Here is a 17,524-nt window from a genome sequence, read left to right as displayed (position 1 = left end):
ATTAAAATGCTCATTTTCTAAAAAAACAAACACGATTAAAATATACAACATATAAGAACGCAATACTATAAAAAATCAGAAAAAATGAATTTTTGAAAAAAAAACTTTTGATTATATAGTGAAATACAAAAAATATGTAATTATTATGCATACTTTAGTTTATAATAATAAGAAAAAAGCACTGACAAATTAAAATAAATAATTATAACCTTTATAATAAGCACTTTAGGTAATTGTTAAATAAATAGAAAGTATAAGTGATGGTTATATGAGAAAACAAAGAAAATAAAGGTGATATATAATTACCGGATTATTTGAGAAAACGAAAAAAATAAAAATTTAATATTTGTTAAATCTTTTTTCATAAAATAACATTAGTATGGTATGTGAGATAAAAAATATGCTATATAACTGGCATTAATTAAGACAAAATGATAAAATAAACTACAATTACACAGTTGACAGGAGAATTTTAGATGGACAATAATTTTTATCAAAATAATAATCAAAATAATAATGGCAACAATAATGGTAATAATTCAGGTAATAATGGTAATGGCAACAGACCTAACAAAAACACAATTATACCTATAGTAATAGCAATAGTTGCCGCATTTTTATTTATGTCACTTTCATCTTATATGACAAGTGCGTTAACAACAAAGGAAATAACATATAATCAGTTTATAGCTTTGTTAGAGCAGGACAAAGTTGATACAGTAGTATTTGACAAAGGAAAAATTGTATTAACTTTAAAAGGCTCAGAAAATTCATTTATTCAGTATAAATATTGGACAACAGACTTAGAAGATAGAGATATTTCACTGATTCAGGAATTAAAAACAAAATATACTGATGTTAATTTTAAGGCACAATTTGACAGCGGCTCACAGGAAATAATTTTCTATGTAATACAGCTTGTTATTATGTTTGCCGTATTCTATTTTATCTTTGGCATGATGATGAAAAGAAGTGCCGGTGGCAAAAATGGAATATTTGGAGTTGGAAAGAGCAATGCCAAAGTTTACATTCAGAAAGAAACAGGTGTTACATTTAAAGATGTAGCCGGACAGGATGAGGCTAAGGAATCAGTAGTTGAATTGGTAGATTTCCTTCACAATCCCGGAAAATATGCAGAAATTGGGGCGAAACTTCCAAAAGGAGCTTTGCTTGTAGGACCTCCGGGAACCGGTAAAACTTTACTTGCAAAGGCAGTAGCAGGTGAAGCTAAAGTACCGTTCTTCTCATTATCAGGTTCAGATTTTGTTGAATTATATGTTGGTGTAGGTGCATCAAGAGTTAGAGATTTATTTAAACAGGCAGAGGAAAATGCACCATGTATTATATTTATCGATGAAATTGATTCTATTGGTAAGAGCAGAGATTCAAAATATGGTGGCGGTAATGATGAAAGAGAACAGACATTAAATGCATTGCTTGCTGAGATGGATGGATTTGATTCTTCTAAAGGTATTTTAATCTTAGCTGCAACTAACAGACCGGAAGTGCTTGATCCGGCATTGTTAAGACCAGGACGTTTTGACAGACGAGTAATCGTAGATACACCTGATTTACAGGGAAGATTGGAAACATTAAAAGTACATTCTAAAGATGTTAAGATGGATGAAACAGTAAATCTTGAAGAAATTGCATTGGCAACAAGTGGAGCTGTTGGTTCAGACCTCGCAAATATGATTAATGAAGCAGCAATTAATGCAGTTAAAGCCGGTAGAAAAGCGATTTCACAGGCTGATTTATTTGAAGCTGTAGAAGTTGTAATTGCAGGTAAAGAGAAGAAGAACAAGATTCTTGGAGCAGAAGAAAAGAAGATTGTTGCTTATCATGAAGTTGGTCATGCTCTTGTAACAGCAATTGAAAAGGATGCAGAACCTGTACAGAAGATTACAATTGTACCAAGAACGATGGGTTCTTTAGGATATGTAATGACAGTACCTGAAGAAGAAAAATATTTGATGTCACAAAGCGAACTTGAAGCAAGACTGGTTATGCTTCTTGCCGGAAGGGCAGCAGAAGAAATTGTATTTGATTCAGTTACAACAGGTGCTTCAAATGATATGGAAAAGGCAACAAAGATTGCAAAATCAATGATTGCAATGTATGGTATGTCAGAGAAGTTTGGACTTATGAGTCTTGAACAGGTAGAAAATCAGTATTTAGGAAGAAGTACAAGTTTAAATTGTAGTGAAAAGACAGCTTCACAAATTGAAGAAGAAATAAAGATTCTTTTGAAAGAAAAATACGAAGAAGCAAAGAGAATTCTTACAGAAAACAGAGACAAGCTCGATAAGATTGCTGAATATTTATATGAAAAAGAAACAATTACAGGAAAGCAGTTTATGGAAATTTATCATCAGTGCCAGGCTGAGGAAGCAGGAGAGCAGAATGCTAATCAGACAACAGATAAAGATGCAGATAAGTCTGAAACTGATAGACAATGTTAATCAGACAGCAAAAATATGAAGAGTAAATCAGAACATTTTAGAATAAAAAAGAAACCATAAGAACTATTTTAAGAGACATTATCTCTTATACAAGTTCAAGCATCAATGAATAATTTGAATTAGAGGCTATACTTTTACAAGTAATATTGTTGAAGTATAGCCTTTATTAATCTGTCAAACTTTTGTTGAAAATTCTTTTCATTGCAATTACGGAATTTAAATAGGATTGGCAAAAATATTCGTAATATTTAATAACAAATACTACATTATACACTCTCTGAAATCGATTATTTTGCCCGATAAATAGTTTTATGTTAGAATAAAAATTAAAATAAACTCAACAAATTACAGATAATAAATATGCTAATAAAAAATCACTAAAACATATGAAATAAATATTATTATTAGCTATATCACAAATCATAAAAAATGTAATTAGCAGCTTACTGTAATTAGCAGCTTACTATAATTAGCAGTTCACTATAATTGCAGGATAGTAAATAAATATATAGTCACAAGAGGTAAACATGGAGAGAAATTGGGATTTGTCAGAGATGACAGATGGAAAATTATATACAGAAAATGATTTGGCAAGGATAGGATGCAACGACTGCGAGGGATGCAGCAAGTGTTGTCACAATATGGGAGAGTCAATAGTGCTTGATCCATATGATATATACCAATTTGCAAAAGCCGGAATCACAATGGAAGAATTGATGAGCAGGGCGGTGGAATTAAATGTAGCAGACGGTGTCATTTTGCCAAACTTAAAAATGCAGGAAGACGGTGGGAAATGTTATTTTCTAGATGAAAACGGAAGATGCAGTGTGCATTCAAACAGACCTGGTATATGCAGATTGTTCCCGTTAGGCAGAATATACGATGATAATGATTTTAAATATTTTAATCAGATTTATGAATGCCCGAAGAAAAATAAAACTAAAGTTAGAATAGATAAATGGCTTGGAATAGATAATATAAATAAATACCATGAATACATTGTTATATGGCATTATTTCCTAAAAGACATACAACATATATTGAAAGGAATGCAGGATGAAAGTCAGATTAAAACAATAACAATGTATTTGGTAAAATTATTTTATTTAATGCCATATGATGTGAATAATGAATTTTATTTGCAATTTACACAGAGAATAAATAAGGTGAAAGAAGTAATAGGATAGAATGTTTAATTTTCAGGAAGAATTAAAAAAATTGCCGGAAACTCCGGGCGTATATCTTATGTATGACTCTCATGATGATGTAATTTATGTTGGAAAAGCAGTAAAGTTAAAGCGAAGAGTGAGTTCATATTTCAGAAAAGATGTAAAAAAAAGAGGACCGAAGATTGAATCAATGGTTCAGAAAATAAGCAGGTTTGAATATATTCTTACAGATTCAGAATTAGAGGCGCTCATATTAGAATGCAATCTTATAAAAGAATACAGACCAAAATACAATACAATGCTTATGGATGATAAAAGTTATCCGTATGTGCAGGTAACGATAAATGAAGATTATCCAAGAATTTTATTTGCAAGAAGAATGAAGAAAGACAAGAGCAAGTATTTTGGACCATTTACAAGTTCAGGAGCGGTAAAGGATACGATAGACCTGCTTCAGAAAATGTATCACATAAGAAATTGCAATAAGTCAATAGTTACGGATGATACACTGACAGCTGATGGTGAACATAAGCAGGTGCCCAAAATAAATGGAAGACCGTGCCTTTATTATCATATAGGACAGTGTGATGGGGCTTGTCAGGGCTACATTTCAAAAGCAGATTATAGAGAAAATATAAATAAGGCTATAAAGTTTCTTGAGGGAAATTATAAAGATACAATAAAAGAATTAGAAGAAAAAATGATGAAGGCATCAGAGGCTTTAGATTTTGAAAAAGCCATGGAATGCAGAGATTTGATAAATAGCATAAATCATGTTGCCGGAAATCAGAAAATTACAACGCATCAGTTTGAAGACAGGGATATTATAGGATATGCAGAGGAAGGAAATGATGCAGTAGTTCAGGTTTTCTTTGTCAGAAATGGCAAATTAATAGGAAGAGAACATTTTTACATGAATACTGTTCCGGGTGATACAGGGATGGATATCGTAACTAATTTTATCAAACAGTATTATGTGGGAACTCCGTTTATTCCAAGAGAGTTATTTGTGCCAACAGAAATTGAAGATGAAGAACTGATAAGCAAATGGCTTAGCAGAAATCAAAACTTTACGGTAAAAATTGTAAAACCGAAAAAAGGTCAGAAAGAAAAACTTGTGGAGCTTGCAAATAAAAATGCGAGAAATCTCCTAGAACAGAATAAGGAAAAATACAGAAGAGAAAAGCAAAAAACAATCGGAGCCGTAAAAGAAATTGAAGAATTGCTAAATTTAACAAATATTCATAGAATGGAAGCTTACGATATTTCTAATACTAACGGATATGAATCAGTAGGCTCGATGATAGTTTATGAAGATGGGAAGCCAAAAAGAAACAGTTATAGACGATTTAAAATTAAATGGATAAAGGGCGCTGATGATTACGGAAGTCTTGCGGAAGTTCTTACTAGAAGATTTTCCCATGGATTAGAGGAAAGAGAAAAAATGGATGAAGACGGAAGAGATTATGAACTTGGAAGTTTCAGCAAATTTCCTGATATTATTATGATGGATGGTGGAAAAGGACAGGTTAATGTTGCCCTTGAAGTGCTTGATAAACTTCATTTGAACATACCGGTATGTGGAATGGTTAAGGATGATAATCATAGGACAAGAGGGCTATATTATAACAATATAGAAATTCCGATAGACAGAAATTCGGAGGCATTCAAATTAATTACAAGAATTCAGGATGAGGCACATAGATTTGCAATTGAATTTCACAGAAGTCTTAGAGGTAAAAAACAGGTTAAATCTATTCTTGATGACATCCCGGGAGTTGGTCCGGCAAGAAGAAAGGCTCTGATGCAACATTTTAAATCGATTGACAATATAAAAGAGGCATCATTAGAAAATTTAGAGCAGGCACCTTCTATTACAAAAAATATTGCAAAAAGTGTTTATGATTTTTTTCATTAAATTAGTGTACAAAGAGTGTTTATGATGTTAAAATCTAGGAAGAATATATTACGGAAATAGTAAAAAAGGGCTTAAGAATAGGTTTATGCAACATATTCTTATGTGAAATAAAAAATAGGAGGAACATAGATATGGCAAAAGTAAAGTTTTCAAAAATAATAGAAAATTATAATCTTAAAAATTATATACCGGAAATTGATACTAATAAGATAATGATAACAATTCCGGAAGTAAACAGACCGGCTTTGCAGTTAGCAGGATTCTTTAATCATTTTGATAAAGAACGTGTACAGATTATAGGAAATGTTGAGTGGGCATATATTTCAGAAATGACTCATGAGAAACGTATTGAAATGTATAACATGTTAATGACAAGCGGAATACCTTGTTTAGTAATATGTCAGGGAATTGAGCCGGATGAAGATTTGATTGAGGTAGGACGAAAGAATGGAGTACCTGTTTTATCAACAGATATGACAACGTCAAGTTTTTATGCTGATTTGACAAGATGGCTTAATGTAGAACTTGCACCTTGTATTTCAATTCACGGAGTTTTAGTTGATGTTTATGGTGAAGGTGTTTTGATTATGGGTGAAAGCGGAATTGGTAAAAGTGAAGCTGCCCTTGAACTTATTAAAAGAGGACATCGTCTTGTAACAGATGATGTTGTAGAAATAAGAAAGGTAAGTGAAGAAACATTAATTGGAACTTCACCTGATATAACAAAACATTTTATTGAACTTCGAGGAATAGGTATTATTGATGTTAAGACTTTGTTCGGTGTTGAAAATGTTAAAGATACACAGAACATTGACATGGTAATAAAATTAGAAGAATGGAACAGAGAAAAAGAATATGACCGTTTAGGGTTAGAGGACCAGTATATTGAATTCCTTGGAAATCAGGTTGTATGTTACTCAATACCTATAAGACCGGGTAGAAACCTTGCGGTTATTGTAGAAGCAGCGGCAGTTAACCACAGACAGAAGAAGATGGGTTATAATGCAGCAAGAGAACTTTATAACAGAGTTCAGAATAACATTATGAAAAAAAGTGAAGAAGATGATGATTAGGAGGAAAATAAAAAAATGAAGAATTATTGTTTTGGCATTGATGTGGGAGGAACAACAGTAAAGTTAGGACTTTTCAGCACAGCAGGAGAACTTTTAGACAAATGGGAAATTACTACAAGAACAGAGAACTTTGGTGAAAATATCCTCTCAGATATTTGCGAGGCAATGGAGGCTAAGTTAGCAGAAAAAGAAATAAGCCTTGATGATATCGAAGGCGTAGGAATCGGACTTCCGGGACCTATTACAAATGACGGAACAGTTCTTCAGTGTGTAAACCTCGGATGGGGAACATTCAATGTAGAAGAAAAGTTATCTGAAATGTTCAGAGGAATAAAGGTTAAGGCAGGAAATGACGCTAATGTTGCAGCTTTAGGAGAAGCATGGCAGGGTGGCGGAAAAGATTATGATGATATCGTAATGATTACACTTGGAACAGGTGTAGGCGGTGGAGTTATAATTAATGGAAAGATTCTCACAGGCTACAATGGTGGAGCAGGTGAAATTGGTCATATGCATGTAGATGATAATGAAACAGACAGCTGTAATTGTGGAAGAAAAGGATGCCTTGAACAGTTTACATCAGCAACAGGTGTTGTAAGACTTGCAAAACGCTTAATGAATAATACAGATAAAGAAACAAAGATGAGAGAATTTGGAGAAAACATCACAGCTAAAGATGTATTTGACCTTGCAAAAGAAGGAGATGCAGGAGCAAATGAAGTTGTTGAAACAATGGGTACATATCTTGGAACAGCAATGTCACATATCGCAGTAGTTGTAAATCCTCAGGCATTTATCATAGGTGGAGGTGTTAGTAAGGCAGGACAGTTCCTTATTGATGCTATTAAAGATAAATACCGTGAAACATGTTTTGCAGCATGTGGTGACGCAGCAGTACATCTTGCAACATTAGGAAATGACGCAGGAATGTATGGTGCAGCAGCAATGATATGTAAATAAATATCAGTTTTTATAAAGTAGATTTGTAGCAAATGTTAATCATAAATGTATTTTTTTGTGAATTTAACATATTTGCCTTTAAATCTAATATAGAAACATAATCAAAATAGTTGAATGGAGATTTTTTCAATGAATAAAAGTCTGGAAAACAGATTAAAATTAATTGCCGGTGATAGTAATGTGCGATGTGATGAACCGATGAGTTCACACTGTACATTTAGAGCCGGAGGAACTGCAAAATACTATGTAATCCCTGATGAATATACAAAAGTCAGGGATGTTCTGCGTTTATGTGTAGAAGAAAATATTCCATATTATGTCATTGGAAATGGAAGTAATTTATTAGTACAGGATGATGGATTTGATGGTGTGATAATTGAAATTGATTCTGCATTAGCGGAAATAGAAATAAATGGAAATGAGATAGTTGCAAAGGCAGGAGCCAAATTATCTAAAATTGCAGTAAAGGCATTAAACGAAAGCCTGACAGGATTTGAATTTGCCCATGGAATTCCGGGAAACTTAGGTGGAGCGGTAACAATGAATGCCGGTGCCTATGGTGGGGAAATGAAGGATGTTCTTAAGTGGGTTAAGGTACTTGATAATAATGGAGAAATGAAAACTCTTAAAGCAGAAGAACTAGAGTTAGGGTATAGAACAAGTATTATTGTAAAAGAAAAAATGATAGTACTTGAAGCATGCATTGAGTTGCACGAAGGCAACAGAGATGAAATAGAAATGCATATGAAAGAATTAATGGCTAAAAGAAAAGAAAAACAGCCTTTAGAATACCCAAGTGCCGGTAGTACATTTAAAAGACCGGAAGGATATTTTGCAGGCAAATTAATTCAGGATGCAGGATTAAAGGGCTACCGTGTAGGTGGTGCAATGGTATCTGAAAAACACAGTGGATTTGTAATTAATTATGATAATGCAACAGCAACAGATATCATTAATTTGATGAAAGATGTGAGAAAAAAAGTATACGAAGAATTTCAGGTGACTCTGGAACCGGAGGTTAAAATATTACCGGCTGTTAAATGGTAATAAAATGAAAGGACAATTATGAGATTTGTTATAGTTACAGGAATGTCAGGCTCAGGTAAGATAACAGCACTTAAAATCTTAGAAGACAGCGGCTATTATTGTGCAGATAATCTTCCTATAGAACTCATAGGAACGTTTGCTGATTTAGTTTATAGTCAGACGAGTGAAGTTAACAGAGTAGCCATAGGTGTGGACATTCGTAGTGGACAAAATTTGGGCAAAATAAATAAAGTTCTTGAGCAAATGAAAAATAAAGGTCAGGAATATGAAATTTTATTTTTAGACTGTAGTAAAGAAATGCTCATCAAGCGATTTAAAGAAACAAGAAGAGCTCATCCTATGGGTGAGAATAAAAGTGTTGCCCACGGCATAAAAGTTGAGCAGGAAAGGCTTGCTTTCTTGCGTGAGCAGGCGGATTACATCATAGATACAAGTAATCTGCTTGTAAGAGATTTGCGCGTAGAATTGGAAAAAATATTTGTTCAGAGTAAAGGGTACAAGAATCTGTTCATATCGGTATTGTCATTTGGTTTTAAACATGGAATACCGACAGATTGTGACTTAGTATTTGATGTAAGATTTTTGCCAAATCCATATTATGAACCGGAGCTTAAGCATAAAACAGGGCTCGACAGAGAGGTACAGGAATTTGTTTTAAATGCAGATGTAACTCAGGTATTTCTGGAAAAATTAATTGATATGGTAAGATTCCTTATTCCAAATTATATCGCAGAAGGAAAAAATCAGCTTGTAATTGGAATTGGATGTACAGGAGGACACCATCGTTCAGTAACTGTTGCAGGAGAACTGTATGCCGCACTTGATGTTGAAGATGCACAATACGGAATAAAAATATCACACAGAGATATTAACAGATAGTTGTTTTAAAAACAAAAATAAAATAGCTGTTAAAAGACGGAGATATTTTAATGACAACATAATTAATAGATGTTAGCAGACAAGAACTTTTTAGTAGGAGTAAAAATGTCATTTTCAAGTGAAGTAAAAGAAGAATTATCGAGGCAAATGAGTAATGCACAGCATTGTAGAATTGCTGAAATTGCCGCGATTACAAGTATGTGCGGGAATGTAATTATTTCCTGGGATAACAAATATTCTATCAAGATGAGAACTGAAACATTGGCTGTTGCAAGGAAGTATGCAAATTTAATAAAAAAATCATTTAGAATAAAACCTGAAATTTCCATAAGGACAAGTGCATATTCTAATAAGGCAAGAACATATACTGTTAATATAAAGAATCATGAGGAAAGCCTTAAAATACTTCAGGCAACAAAATTAGTCAATAATGATGGTGATATTGAGGAAATATTGTCAGTACAAAATAATATAGTAATAATGAAGAATTGCTGTAAAAGGGCATTCCTTAGGGGAGCATTTATGGCAACAGGATCAATTAATGACCCTAACAAATCGTATCATTTTGAGATAGCATGCAATAATGAACTTAAGGCTAAACAGATACTGGATATACTGAATATTTTTAATATTGAGGGAAAAACGGTTGCAAGAAAGGGTAATTGTGTGGTATATATCAAAGAAGGCGAAGGCATAGTGGATGTTTTAAATGTTATGGAAGCACACGTTGCTCTTATGAAAATGGAGAATGTAAGGATTCTTAAAGGTATGAGCAACTATTATAACAGACAAGTTAATTGTGAAGCAGCCAATATTAAAAAAACAGTTAATACGGCATGCAGACAGATTGATGATATCCAATACATAATAGATAAAGCAGGCATAGATTATTTGCCGGGTAAACTTCAAGATATTGCCATGGTGAGACTGGAGAATCCGGACTCTTCATTGCAGGAACTTGGTGGATTGCTTGAGCCACCACTTGGAAAATCAGGAGTAAACCACAGATTACGCAAAATAAGCGAAATCGCAGACGATTTAAGAGGTAATACCCAGGGAGGATTAGATCAATGACGACAAAGGACATAACAATAGGAATTCAGACAGGATTGGAAGCAAGACCGGTAGCGGTATGTGTACAGGTGGCAAGTCAGTTTCAGAGCAAGATTTATGTAGAACATGGAAATGTTAAGGTAAATGCAAAGAGCATCATGGGAATGATGACATTAGGACTTGCATCAGGTGAAACAGTTACTGTAACAGCTGACGGTGAGGATGAAGTTCAGGCTATTGACAAAATTGAAGAATATCTTAGCAATAATGCAGAGTAAGATGTATTAATATTAGGCAGGAAAATATAAATATATAAGAAAATTATTGGTAATAGGATAAATAAAAAGATGCTGTTGTGTTAAACGCGACAGCATCTTTTTATTGTAAAAATTTCCACACATTGGGTAAAGCATATAGGTAGCACGATGAATTAATGTAGCATTGATGTAAATGATGAGGCATATAGAATTTTCTCAATTAATCCCATTATTACACAATAATTTCAAACAAAATATCAGTTCCCTCGTTCCAAAGAGAAACACTGCCATTGTACTGATTTAAAACGATATCCCTAAGATTATATAAACCCAAGCCGGAGTTTGTATTGGTAGATTTAGTTGTATATCCTTTAGTAAAGAAATTTGTTCTATCATCAGGAGTTAAAACATATCCCGGATTTCTAGTTGAAAAAATAATTTTTCTGTTAGCAGAATTAATTGTAATATGTACAGTTCCATCTTTAGGAGTGGCTTCTATAGCATTGTCTATTAGAATGCCAAAAAGTTCAACTAAGGTGTATTCAGGAACTTTGGATTCTAAATTATAAGAAAGGACATTATACTCCAGAACTATTCCATGTTCGGAAGCTGTCAATTTTTTATGATAAAGAAATCCTGCTACAAGATGCAAGTTGAGTTTCAGCAGATAATCAGGTTCAGTGGAATCTAAGCTGATATTAATATATTTTGTCATCTCAGAAACTAAAGAATCATAATCATTACAAGTATGAAGAAGAGAAATAATAGATTGAATTTCATTTGTATGATTATGTTGCTTAATTCTAACGTTTTGGATAAGAGATTCAAGAACAGGAAGATACTGCTCATAAGCATTAAGTTGTGCTGATTGTACACGAAGTCGTTTTAATTGATTTATCAATACAATATTTATTGATACTAAAGTAAAAAATGAAATTAGTATAAATAAAATAATTTCAGCAAAATTTGAACGATTTAATTTGAAATAAAGCGCAAATAAAAAACTTAACCCAAAAACATTTGTTATTATAAATGTAATTAGTTTGCCACCTTCAAATAAGTAAAAATATATTTTCCTTAGGTTAAAAAAATGATTGATAACAATTGCACATATTAAGGTATAAATTGCTCCTAAAAGAGAAAATAAATCTGAATTAACAAAATCTCCCAACAAAGGAACAAATGCTACTAAAACAATTTGCAAAAGAAAACCGATAATGTAAGCTAATATATAACAAAAGATGGAGGCTAATACTCCTGAATCTGTTAATATCATAATTGAAAGAATCCCAAGTATTATATTTATACATGATGATAACGATTCTGCCTGCCATGACACAGGTAAAAATATAAAGGCAAATTTAAAAATGCATATCGGAGCCAGTGAAAGAATTACCTTTGATAATTTAGGTCTCTTTGATAAAAATCCTGTACTTAAAACAAGAAAAAATAGTGTTTCTATAATTGTTGAAAAATAATCTATAAAATTTATATTCATATATTAATCCATCTTTCTTAATAGTGTTTCTTTGTATTTTCGACCAATTGGAATTGAAAATACTTTATCATTAAATTGAAGAGTTACAGTATATGTCGTTTTATCTAAATTTGTAATGAATTTAGGATTTATCGCATAGCTTTTATGACACTGAATTAATATGTCAGACTCTTTGATAAGCTGTGCTAATGAATAATTCATGCATAAAAATGAATTTGCGGTTGTAAAAATTTCAAGGGTATGTCTGTTGGTGTTAACATAAATAATGTCATTATCATTTATATAAGAGTTAATTCCAAATGAATCCTTTATTGAAAAACGTTTTTCCAGATTATTGTAATTTAAAATCTTATTAAGCATATGCTGTATATCTGCTTTCTCATACGGTTTTATCAAATAATAAATACAATGAAGTTCATTTATAATAGAAAAAATATGATTTGGGTAACTTGTTTCAAAAACCATAGGCGTATTCTTATATTTAGGAATATTCTTTAATTCAATGCCAAGATTAAATCCATTTTCAGTTAAATTGTCTTTATTTAATTCATAGTCAAGGATAAATAAATCGATATCTTGATTCATCGCAATGTCAATTGCCTTCTTATAAGAATCGGCATTATAAACCGACCATTTAGGGTATAATTCTGATATTACATTTATAAGAAAATCTGTAATTATAGAATTATCTTCTACAATTAATATTTTATACATAATTAAATTACCTCCAATACAATGACAAATTTTACAAGATGATGTTTGTCATAATTAAAGTATATAGATTGAAAACATTATGGTCAATTAAAATAAATGTAGTTTGTGTACAGTTAATTGTCGTTGGGGAAAGAGTACGAAGAAAGAATTGAAGCAATATCCTTAATATCTTAGAATGAAAATATAAGAAATGGTAATCGTTTTAAGGTAAGGAGAGTAAAGAAAATGAATCATTTGCTAGCGATGAGATTTTCTGATTTCCTGGCAGAGGGATTGGATAAAATAACAAAAGTAAAAATTTGTTATTTACTTGAATCTATTATTGGAGAGGTAGAGAAGATAGCAATAATATTTATTATATTTTCAGTAATAGGTAAAAGAAAAGAGGTTTTAATAGTAATTGCAGTATTAATTAGTCTGCGTCCGTATGTAGGAGGGTTTCACTGCAAAAATTACTTTACATGTTTGTTTTATTCGATACTAATGTGTGCGGTATCTATATTTCTTGGAAAGTTTGTAAGTATATATAAATATACAAAGATTATGATTGTATTGGGATTTGGGGCATTTATTGTGATGAAAATTCCTATAGAATCAAAAGACAGGAAAATATATACAGAAAAAATGAGACTAGTAATAAAAATAAAGGCTTTATTGATATTAATATGCATAAGTATAACATCGACTATATTAAAAAGATATGAATGTGAGATTATGACAATGGTCATATTAATATTGATGAATGCTTTATTAGAGAAACTAAGAGTATTCATATCAAATTACAAGGAGAGAGAAAATATATGAAAGATTTAATAGCAAACTTATTGGCTGAACTGTCAATAGGAATGGTAGAAACCAGAGCTAGTCATATTTTATTTGGGGAAGTGGACCTACCTAATGAAATAATGGAAGAGATTGCGAAAGGAAACTGTAATAGTAAACGAGAGAAAAAATTGGAGGTAAATATGAAGAAAGTGAGCAAAAGAATAATAGCAACTGTAGTTGCAATGTCAATGTTTTTTGTGAGCGGAATAAATACATATGCATATGAAAATGAAAAAAATATTGATAAAAAAGAATATTTAGTAATGACGAAGAATTCTAATGAAAAAGATAAGACTATTGACAAATACAAAAATATAGATGATAAAAATGTGAAAAAATTAAATGATAATAATATTTGCTATGTAAAAATGACTCAGGAACAGGCGAAAAAATTAGAAAATGAAAAGAATATAGAAAGTGTTGAACAGAATATTGTAATAAAAGGAGCGGGCGAAGAGATAGATCCGGATATAGTAACTGACAATTGGAATCTGGAAATAGTTAATGCTAATCAGTCTGATAATAGTAATGAAAATGATACTGAAAAGATAAAAATTGCAATAATAGATTCGGGTGTTGATTTATGTGAAGAAATAGACGTAAAAGAAAGATATAATCTTGTACCGGAGGAAGAAGGAGTATTACCTATATATGATGATATGACAGGACATGGAACCGCTATTGCAGGAATAATTGCCGGAAAGTCAGTTGAAGGAAGATATGCAAAGGGAATAAACAGTAATGTAGAATTATATTCTATAAAAGTGTTGGATGGAGAAAATAGTGCGCCATTAAACAGACTTGTAGAAGGAATATATAAAGCAATAGAATATGATGTGGATATTATTAATTTAAGTTTAGGAACAACTATTAATTCAAAAATATTACATAAAGCAATAATAGATGCAAATAATGCAGGAATACTAATTGTTGCAGCAGCAGGAAATAGAGGAAAAAGTGATGGAATAGTTGAATATCCGGCAGCGTATAAAGAAGTGCTTAGTGTAGGAGCAATTGATTCAAATGCTGACATAAGTGAAACGAGTTCATATGGAGATAAAGTAGATGTAGTTGCACCCGGAGAATTAATTAAAACAGTTGCAAATTTCGGAATGGAAACAGTTTCATCCGGTACTAGTATGGCAGCACCACATGTAGTTGGAATTGCTAGTGTATTATGGCAGAAAGATAAAACTAAAGATGCAGACTTTATAAGAAACTTGATAGAAGATTCTGCAAATAGTATATGTAAAGATAGCAAAAACTATAATCTGGTAGATATGGAGTATGCTATTAAAATGTATGATGAATATGCAACTAATAATGATATTTTAGAAAATGATAGTGAAATAGAAATAGACGATGAAATGAGTAAGGTTACAGCTAAATGGTCTAGAGATAATCATGAGGCATTAGTAAGTAATTTAAATGGAGGAAAAGCAACAACAAAACAGTTAAACTTAATAAAATTAGGAATAAGATACAATGATAATTATTTAATGTATAAAAAAGATGAAAGTGATAAAGTAGAACGTGACATATGGCATTCATTAAATGCAGATACAAATTATATGGCTGCGGTATATTATGTTGGGAAAGTAATACAAAATGCTAGTGTAACACCTTCAGGAGTTGCTAAACCTAATGGATTAACAAATGCACAGTATAGCAAAATGATAGAAGATATAAATGTGCTAAAAACAGATGATAGATGGAATAAAGCGTTAGATAATTACAAAATTAGTTATAAGAAGAATAATGATAATATAAGGTGCGTATTGTTTGGAATGAGTTTACATATTATAACAGATGCATTTGCACATAGAGCATACAGAAAAAAATTTGCAATGTCAGGAGTAAATTGGGAAGATTGGGAGCATGTAACACCTACAGACGATATAAGTGAGACACCTAGAAGATATAATGCAGCAGGAAAAGTAGTAAACAACGCATTTGAACTGGCATTTAATTCATCTAACATTAGTTCAAGTTACACTATAAGAAGTAAGCATATTATGTATAATAATCCATTTTTCGATGGAAGTTTTAGAATGAAAGATTTGGTATTTATGGCTGAGGCAAATAGTGGAAATGATTCAACTTATCAGGAATGGAGAAGAAACTTAGCGGCTAATACATGGACAGATGATGTGTCTAAACAACAAAGAATACCGGGACTATTACAATGATAATAATAAATAAAGGTTTAGTTGTTATGACTAAACCTTTATTTGAAATAAATCTCTTAATATAATAAAATTAAGATAAGAAAAAATATATTAAGGAGAGGGTGTTATGAACGTTAAAAAAATCATTATTTATGCAATGTTTACAGTTATAATTTTAATAACCAGTGGCTGTTCAAATGATAATATAGAATATACAAAAAGTGATAAGAAGGAAGAAAAAGGCATTGAAATTAATGAGAAAAATTTTCCGAGTGAATATGTAAGAGAATTAGTCAGCGAATCCTTTGATTCCAATAATGACAATCAATTGAGCCAAAATGAAATTGATGCAGTAACAGAATTATGGATAGATCCTGATGATACATATACTTATATGGATGGATTGGATAATAGTAATTTCAAATATTCTGTTATTGACTGTAGAGGACTGGAAATATTTAAAAATGTAGAGAAAATAAGAATCTGTGTGGAAATTGTTGAACATAATGATGAAATAATAGAAGAATATGGCTTGTTAAATTTTGAAAAATTATATGAATTAGATAAAGTTAAAGAATTGTTTATATCAGGAGAAAAATATAAAGCAAAATATGAATTAAATCGCTTCCCAAATTTGGAAAAAGTACAATTGAACTATATTAAAAATTTAGATCAAATAAAATTTGGAGATAAAATAAAACAGATAAAATTTAATTCTGTATATACCGATAGTGTTATTGACCTTTCAAAAGTACATAGCTTAGAAAGATTTAAGGCAATAGGATTTAATTGTAATGGCATCGTGTATGGAAAAAATAAGAAACTTAAAAATATTTCCATGAAAGAAATAGGTAAAGGAATAAAAGAAATAGATGTATCAAAGTTAAAGAATTTAAGAAGACTTGAAGTATGGTACTCAAAATATTTAAAAAATATTAAAATTGGAAAAATAAAAAATATAGATTTATATGAATGCAAAGGAATAAAAGAATTAGATATATCGAAATGTGATAAATTGAAGAGAGTGACAGTAATAGCTACGGAAATTGATAAAGTGCGAATGAGTAAAACGCCATCAATAAATCATTTATGTTTATCATTTAATAAAATAGAAAACATTGATTTAACAAATGCAAAAATTCATTCTCTTTCTTTGCAAGGAAATCCTATAAAAAACATAGATGTATCAAAGGCAAAGAAGATTGATAAGATATATGTAAAAAAATGTCAAATTGTAAAAAAAGGAGATAAACAACAAATTAAAATAATAAGGAGGTAGCATATGAGAAAAAAGCATCCGGTTTTTATATGCATTACTGTAATCAGTAAATGAGTAGAGAGGAGGGTACAGACATAGACTTGGATTGGTCACTTAGATAGTCGAGAGTGTGAAAGTTTTTCTGTAAATTAATATTTAAATATAATTAATAGGCCTTCTATGATAAAATTTATTATTATAGGAGGCCTTAATTATGGCAAGAGAAAGAAAAAAAGTACACAA

Annotated in this window: 14 protein-coding genes; 12 read left to right on the top strand and 2 right to left on the bottom strand. The window is 31.2% G+C overall.

All coding sequences use genetic code 11. The features are described 5' to 3' along the window. Positions 1-476: 476 nt before the first annotated feature. The 9 genes from ftsH to N5B56_RS10790 all read left to right on the top strand — a co-directional run bounded on the left by ftsH (position 477) and on the right by N5B56_RS10790 (position 10,839). Entirely contained in the window at positions 477-2,462 is a 1,986-nt protein-coding gene (gene ftsH / locus N5B56_RS10830) for an ATP-dependent zinc metalloprotease FtsH (RefSeq protein WP_260978925.1), read from the top strand. Between the two features lie 527 nt (positions 2,463-2,989). Beyond that, a complete protein-coding gene (locus tag N5B56_RS10825; protein ID WP_117908379.1) occupies positions 2,990-3,649 on the top strand; it encodes a YkgJ family cysteine cluster protein in 660 nt (219 codons plus the stop codon). A gap of 1 nt (position 3,650) precedes the next feature. Further along, positions 3,651-5,549, top strand: coding sequence for an excinuclease ABC subunit UvrC (uvrC, locus tag N5B56_RS10820; RefSeq protein WP_260978924.1), 1,899 nt, complete (start codon positions 3,651-3,653; stop codon positions 5,547-5,549). Positions 5,550-5,680: 131 nt separating this feature from the next. Continuing rightward, a complete protein-coding gene (gene hprK, locus N5B56_RS10815; protein ID WP_178514921.1) occupies positions 5,681-6,622 on the top strand; it encodes an HPr(Ser) kinase/phosphatase in 942 nt (313 codons plus the stop codon). A gap of 15 nt (positions 6,623-6,637) precedes the next feature. Beyond that, the gene (locus N5B56_RS10810) at positions 6,638-7,582 is read left to right on the top strand and encodes an ROK family glucokinase (RefSeq protein ID WP_117908383.1); all 945 of its coding nucleotides are present in this window, start codon (positions 6,638-6,640) and stop codon (positions 7,580-7,582) included. Positions 7,583-7,711: 129 nt separating this feature from the next. Continuing rightward, positions 7,712-8,629, top strand: a complete 918-nt coding sequence (gene murB / locus N5B56_RS10805; protein WP_260978923.1) for a UDP-N-acetylmuramate dehydrogenase — start codon at positions 7,712-7,714, stop codon at positions 8,627-8,629. Between the two features lie 18 nt (positions 8,630-8,647). Continuing rightward, positions 8,648-9,508 carry an RNase adapter RapZ gene (gene rapZ / locus N5B56_RS10800; RefSeq protein ID WP_022088883.1) on the top strand — a complete coding sequence of 287 codons (861 nt, stop codon included), beginning with the start codon at positions 8,648-8,650 and terminating at the stop codon, positions 9,506-9,508. Between the two features lie 105 nt (positions 9,509-9,613). Beyond that, complete coding sequence (gene whiA / locus N5B56_RS10795) at positions 9,614-10,582, top strand: DNA-binding protein WhiA (protein WP_260978922.1); 969 nt, start codon at positions 9,614-9,616, stop codon at positions 10,580-10,582. Beyond that, a complete protein-coding gene (locus tag N5B56_RS10790) occupies positions 10,579-10,839 on the top strand; it encodes an HPr family phosphocarrier protein (protein ID WP_022088885.1) in 261 nt (86 codons plus the stop codon). The genes whiA and N5B56_RS10790 overlap by 4 nt, the downstream gene beginning before the upstream one ends. A 211-nt stretch (positions 10,840-11,050) precedes the next feature. Here the strand turns inward: N5B56_RS10790 and N5B56_RS10785 are convergent, their stop codons facing one another. Next, positions 11,051-12,316, bottom strand: a complete 1,266-nt coding sequence (locus N5B56_RS10785) for a sensor histidine kinase (protein ID WP_260978921.1) — start codon at positions 12,314-12,316, stop codon at positions 11,051-11,053. A gap of 3 nt (positions 12,317-12,319) precedes the next feature. Then, entirely contained in the window at positions 12,320-13,030 is a 711-nt protein-coding gene (locus N5B56_RS10780; protein WP_260978920.1) for a LytR/AlgR family response regulator transcription factor, read from the bottom strand. 225 nt (positions 13,031-13,255) lie between these two features. Here N5B56_RS10780 and N5B56_RS10775 point away from each other — a divergent pair, with 225 nt between their 5' ends. The 3 genes from N5B56_RS10775 to N5B56_RS10765 all read left to right on the top strand — a co-directional run bounded on the left by N5B56_RS10775 (position 13,256) and on the right by N5B56_RS10765 (position 17,302). Continuing rightward, positions 13,256-13,834 carry an accessory gene regulator B family protein gene (locus tag N5B56_RS10775; protein ID WP_260978919.1) on the top strand — a complete coding sequence of 193 codons (579 nt, stop codon included), beginning with the start codon at positions 13,256-13,258 and terminating at the stop codon, positions 13,832-13,834. Further along, complete coding sequence (locus tag N5B56_RS10770; RefSeq protein ID WP_260978918.1) at positions 13,831-16,044, top strand: S8 family peptidase; 2,214 nt, start codon at positions 13,831-13,833, stop codon at positions 16,042-16,044. Before N5B56_RS10775 ends, N5B56_RS10770 begins: the two co-directional genes overlap by 4 nt. A 106-nt stretch (positions 16,045-16,150) precedes the next feature. Continuing rightward, the gene (locus N5B56_RS10765; RefSeq protein WP_260978917.1) at positions 16,151-17,302 is read left to right on the top strand and encodes a leucine-rich repeat domain-containing protein; all 1,152 of its coding nucleotides are present in this window, start codon (positions 16,151-16,153) and stop codon (positions 17,300-17,302) included. Positions 17,303-17,524: the final 222 nt, after the last annotated feature.

The organism is Eubacterium album, from assembly GCF_025336545.1.
Classification (GTDB): Bacteria; Bacillota; Clostridia; order Lachnospirales; family Lachnospiraceae; genus Eubacterium_U; species Eubacterium_U album.
Note: the sequence above shows the minus strand (reverse complement) of the source record. Positions and strands in the feature narration are given on the sequence as shown.